The organism is Pseudoalteromonas fenneropenaei (genome assembly GCF_042643375.1).
Lineage (GTDB): Bacteria > Pseudomonadota > Gammaproteobacteria > Enterobacterales > Alteromonadaceae > Pseudoalteromonas > Pseudoalteromonas fenneropenaei.
On record NZ_JBHRSD010000005.1, the window covers coordinates 1 to 5,243 of the forward strand.

The window sequence follows — 5,243 nt, forward strand, 5'->3', positions numbered from 1 at the left end:
GTCTGGCAAACCTATTACCAAAAAATTACTATCTATGAGTGATTAATTTTAAACTCTGTTGTTACCATGATTTTTTTTACAGCATAATATTGAAACCGGCCAAGATAATTTACACCGAATACTGGGACCATAACCCGCTGCGCTGCTCATCGCCCTTACACTAACGTTCTGCTAACGACTAATAGCGGACTTTAATACCTGCACATTGTAATATCCGATTCTGGCACAGAGCTACTTTCCAAGTCGCTTGGTTCGCCGTTGCAACGAGTGGTCAGAACCAGGGAGTTCTTTAAATGCCGTTTATTGTGATTGTCTGACTCGAGCTTGAATAGAAGCGATGTATACGAACCTAGCCAGCACTTATGCTCAACAGGTTACAACAAAAACATTTGCGGTTAAAAACTGGTCTAACTCTTGTATTGCTACTAGAGTATTAGATAGCTATCTAATGCATTATTACAATAATAGGATTTTTAAATGGCTTGTTGGCGCTTTATTAGTAGTTTTTGGAGGGATTATGGCTGGATATCGTAAACTCTGGTCGGTATTAATCACCGTTTTAGCAATTACCTTTGGTGTGCTGGGTTATTTTGGTGCAGAAGTTTACCGCTCTGCTCCACCTATTCCGGCGAAAGTAGTTAACCAAGACGGTAAGGTATTAATGACCAATGAAAGTATTTTAGATGGTCAAACTGCCTGGCAATCTGTCGGGGGTATGCAGCTAGGCTCTATTTGGGGTCATGGTGCTTACCAAGCACCAGATTGGACTGCAGATTGGTTACATCGTGAATTACTGGCTTGGTTAGAGCTTGCCGCTCAAGATCAATATAACAAAGCTTATGACAGTTTAACGCCAGCTGAGCAAAATGGCTTACAGTTTGCGTTAAAAGAAGCTTATCGTACTAACACTTATGATAAAGCCACTGACACCCTAGTGCTGTCAAGTCGCCGTATACAGGCCATTGCAACAACTGCTGATCACTATATTAAATTATTTGGTAATGATCCGTCGTTAAGCGAAACCCGTGCTAACTATGCAATGAAAAACAACACCCTGCCTTCACTAGAGCGCAGAGAGCAAATGGTACAGTTTTTCTTCTGGACGGCTTGGGCTGCTTCAACTGAGCGTACTCCAGATGCAGCCACTTATACCAACAACTGGCCCCATGAGCCGTTAATTGATAATAAGCCTACAGCTGAAAATTTAATTTGGTCTTTAATTAGTATTATTTTATTAATTGCTGGTGTTGGAGCCTTAGTTTGGGCTTGGGCATTCTTACGCAAACACGATGACGAAGAGCCGGTGTCACCAAAGTTCGATCCTATAGCTAACCTTAAACTTACCCCCTCACAAAAATCGTTGGGCAAGTATATTGTAGTGGTAGTTGCACTATTTACCCTGCAAGTGTTCTTAGGTGGCTTTACTGCTCACTATACCATTGAAGGTGATGGTTTCTATGGTTTAAATACAACCGAATGGCTACCCTACAGCCTAGCCCGTACATGGCACTTACAAGCGGCTATGTTCTGGATTGCGACGGGCTTTTTAGCCGCAGGTTTATTTTTAGCACCTATTATTAATGGCGGTAAAGATCCTAAGTTCCAAAAGCTTGGCGTAGATATTTTATTCTGGGCCTTAGTGGTTTTAGTGGCAGGTTCATTCGCCGGTAACTACTTTGCCATTATGCAAATTATTCCGCATGAATATAGCTTCTGGTTTGGCCATCAAGGTTATGAATACATTGATATTGGTCGCTTTTGGCAAATCATTAAATACATCGGCATTTTATTCTGGTTAGTGCTTATGCTACGCGCCATAGTGCCCGCCTTTAAAGCCCCAGGTGATAAAAACTTATTAGCTTTATTTGGTGCTTCGGTTATCTGTGTTGGTTTGTTCTATGGCGCCGGTTTATTCTACGGCGAACGGACTAACTTATCGGTAATGGAATACTGGCGCTGGTGGGTAGTTCATTTATGGGTAGAAGGCTTCTTTGAAGTGTTTGCTACTGTATCTTTAGCCTTTATTTTCCATAGTATGGGCTTAGTGTCACGCACTATGGCAACTAGTGCTAGCTTAGCCTCGGCATCCTTATTTCTGCTAGGCGGTGTTCCTGGTACTTTCCACCACTTATATTTCTCGGGTACCACTACCCCGGTTATGGCCGTTGGGGCAACTTTTAGTGCCTTAGAAGTAGTGCCTTTAGTGGTATTAGGTTATGAAGCCTTTGAACAGTGGCGGATGAAAAACCGTGCGCCTTGGATGGCAGATTTAAAATGGCCAATAATGTTCTTTGTTGCCGTGTCATTTTGGAATATGTTAGGCGCTGGCGTGTTTGGCTTTATGATTAACCCACCTATAGCGCTGTATTATATTCAAGGCTTAAACACCACGCCAACTCATGCTCATGCCGCATTATTTGGTGTTTATGGCTTCTTAGCCTTAGGCTTCTGTTTATTAATATTGCGCTACATTCGGCCACAGTTGCAGTTTGACGAAAAGCTAATGAAGACCGCATTCTGGTGGTTAAACGTGGGCTTAGTATTAATGCTATTCACTAGTTTATTACCAATAGGCTTTATCCAGTTTTATGCTAGTGCCACAGAAGGCTTATGGTATGCACGAAGTGAAGCCTTTATGCAAAGTGATTTACTGCATACACTACGTTGGATCCGCACTATAGGTGACGTGGTCTTTATCATAGGTGCCTTAGCGGTAAGCTGGCAAATTGTTAAAGGGGTGTTTGACACTAAAGCAGCTAAGCAAATTAGCAGCTAAGTTAAACAAACTAATAAAAAGCACTACAGCTTTGCTGTGGTGCTTTTTTCGCTTTAGTTCGAACTGAATTTAGTTGTTCTATGCTTAATCGTTATTCAGCGCTTAACCGATAATCTACCTATTAATGGTTACATCGCTCCCCCCAAGATGGTCACTGCAACTTTAGACATAAGAAAAATGTATCTAGCTACCCCCCCTCTTTATTTGAAAATAATATGGTGTTTCTCTGAAAACTTCATCTTCAGTTGGTTTTTCACTCTTCAACCAACATTAATGCATGAGTTTTACTTTTCGGAGTTAAAAGGGTTAAGAGCTTGGATTGGGGCGGACCAACAAGAAAGTATTTTTCAAGTCTGACTTGGCTACCTCCAACGAGCACTTTGCTTGTAGCCAGATAATACTTGACCACTACATTATGGCCACAAGTAAGGGTAAATGCACCAGAGAATTAGTCAACCTCTCCATTATTCGGTACCCCCCCATAACTCCGTAAGACTGATTATTATTCAGCTCAGATATTCTTTGTTGAAATGTCTGCTTCTGGCACACAGACGATCTTCACTATGAGCGAATAGCAGATCTTGCCGCTCCATACTTTAAGACTGTATAAATATACAGGTGTAAATGCAATTCTGCATTTTGGCTGACCCAGTCTCGCTAAGTCCGGTTATCCACAGGCTCGATTAAATGGAAATTTTTTGTAAGTCAATAAATTTAAAGCGCTTCTCAAAGTGACTTAACGAGACTTCAGGTCTCGTTTAAATCTAGGCTCGGTTTTGAAGTGGATAGAATTGCTTGTACCTATACTTAGATACTGGTAACGTGTTGTTTATATTTAAATAGTATTGCTAAAACATTCGAAAGATGGATTGTGGATATCCGGACTTACACGAAATGCTCGGTAATACGCTGTTGAACTAAGCCGCTACGCGGAGATCGCCAACCTCACCATTTTCACCACACTTATCTTTGGGTATTCCAACTTATCCGGAGGTAAACATGGACCCACTGATAGAGCAAGTAAAAGTCGAAGTCGGTTATTTAGGGTATTCAGAGTGCACCGCTAAAAGCTACTGTGAACACTTGCAAAAACTAAGTCGTTATATCAATAAACCGTTGGCTCAAGTCACTGATGAAGAACTCAATTCGTTTTTTAGAACACCGGCGATACGTCGCTTGTCACGCGCCAGCCAAAAGCTACAGATAAACAGCATTTGGTTTTTGTTCAAACACATTCTAAAGCGTCCACTTAACCTTGATATTGCGCTGCCTAAAGCTAAGCAGCAAGTGCCAAGTTATTTATCTCGAGAGGACGCTCGGCATTTGGTCGATAGTTGCCAAGATATGCGACTAAAGACACTGATTGTATTGTGTTACGGCTGTGGATTGAGAGCGGGCGAGGTAGTGCGGATTAAAGTGAAAGACATCAGTGGTGAGCGTCACACAATTTTAATTGAGCATGGTAAAGGGGATAAATCGCGTTATGTCGTAGTGCCAGAAAGTGTGTTGCAGCAGTTACGGCAGTATTGGCGGATGTATCATCCTAGTACGTGGCTTTTTTACTCACGTTGGGCACCGGACCAAGTGATGTCAGTGTCCTGTTTCAGAAAGGGGTTATTAAGACACGCTAAAGCAATAGGATTGGAGACGCGCTGCCACCCGCATGCACTACGTCATGCCTATGCCACTCATCAACTTGAAGCAGGCATGCCGCTGCACCAGTTACAACATCAATTAGGGCATAACAACATAAAAACCACAGAGGCGTACCTGCATTGGCTGCCGGAACTCGGGCATGGTGGTGTGGATTTACTGGCCAATTGGTTAGCCCCGTGAGTGGGTACCACATTGCCGATATTTTACATGAGGGGTTAGCATCCTACCGACAGCACCATACGATAAGTTATCAGCAAATAAGAGCATGTCAGCATATTCAATCTTGTCGCACGGGTAAATTGGGGTATCAAGAGTGGCAATGCGAAGCTTGCTCTGAGGTTGAACGTATTGGGTGCAGTTGTCGAGATAGGCATTGTCCACGTTGTCAGGGCTATGCGACACAGCAGTGGATAGCGAAGCAACAAGCAAGACTATTGCCGTGCCGTTACTTCCACTTGGTATTTACGCTGCCTCATGAACTGAATCCACTGGCTCAACATCAGCCTGTATTGGTGTACCAAAGTCTATTCCAAGCTGCTTGGGCGACACTGACCCTGTTTGCAGCGAAGAAAAGTCAGGGTCAATTGGGCATGACCTGCGTGTTACACACATGGGGGCAAACTCTGAGTCAGCATATTCATTTACATTGCCTAATTCCAGCGGGGTCGATACGCCAAGGGAGGTGGTGTGTGATAAAGAAACGTTACTTATACCCAGTCAAAGCACTCTCGTGCGTATTTAGAGGCAAAATGCTTGCGGCATTGTATGCAAAAAATAAGGATATTGTGCATATAAACACGCCGACAGAATG

The 5,243-nt window shown here is 42.9% G+C and carries 3 protein-coding genes; all 3 read left to right on the top strand.

What is annotated here, in order from left to right:
* The first annotated feature begins 517 nt into the window (after positions 1-517).
* The gene (locus tag ACFOEE_RS02965) at positions 518-2,776 is read left to right on the top strand and encodes a nitric-oxide reductase large subunit (RefSeq protein ID WP_377120766.1); all 2,259 of its coding nucleotides are present in this window, start codon (positions 518-520) and stop codon (positions 2,774-2,776) included.
* A gap of 999 nt (positions 2,777-3,775) precedes the next feature.
* Entirely contained in the window at positions 3,776-4,612 is an 837-nt protein-coding gene (locus ACFOEE_RS02970) for a tyrosine-type recombinase/integrase (RefSeq protein ID WP_377120768.1), read from the top strand.
* A partial coding sequence (locus ACFOEE_RS02975) for an IS91 family transposase (RefSeq protein ID WP_377120770.1) occupies positions 4,609-5,243 on the top strand: 635 nt, incomplete at its 3' end. The genes ACFOEE_RS02970 and ACFOEE_RS02975, both read left to right, overlap by 4 nt.

Bases quoted from the DNA above. Each gene is read 5' to 3' on its own strand.
- ACFOEE_RS02965 (WP_377120766.1), top strand. From the start codon at position 518: ATGGCTGGATATCGTAAACTCTGGTCGGTATTAATCACCGTTTTAGCA.
- ACFOEE_RS02970 (WP_377120768.1), top strand. From the start codon at position 3,776: ATGGACCCACTGATAGAGCAAGTAAAAGTCGAAGTCGGTTATTTAGGG.